Raw genomic sequence first — 261 nt, forward strand, 5'->3', positions numbered from 1 at the left:
CTTACGACACCGCAGGAGTCTGACAGTGTGAAGGCGGATGCGTTTATCGGATGGATCGAAGAACTGAAAGTGAAGATGCAGATTCCGCAATATCCGGAGATGATCCGAAAAACGGATGTGAAGCAGATCGCAAAATGGGCGGAAAAAGAGGCAAATCCGCTTTATCCGACGCCGGAAGTGTGGAACAGACGGGAGTTTGAAAGATTTCTCTTAAACGTGTGTGTACAAGGCTCAAGCGAGAAAGACCGGCAGTGTTGTCAG

The 261-nt window shown here is 49.0% G+C and carries 1 protein-coding gene; it reads left to right on the top strand.

Annotated elements, in window-relative coordinates; translation table 11 throughout:
* Positions 1 to 27: 27 nt before the first annotated feature.
* Positions 28 to 261 (top strand): hypothetical protein (locus NE637_RS15465; RefSeq protein ID WP_256267818.1); only part of this gene is annotated, 234 nt, incomplete at its 3' end.

The organism is Desulfovibrio desulfuricans (genome assembly GCF_024460775.1).
Lineage (GTDB): Bacteria > Desulfobacterota > Desulfovibrionia > Desulfovibrionales > Desulfovibrionaceae > Desulfovibrio > Desulfovibrio desulfuricans_E.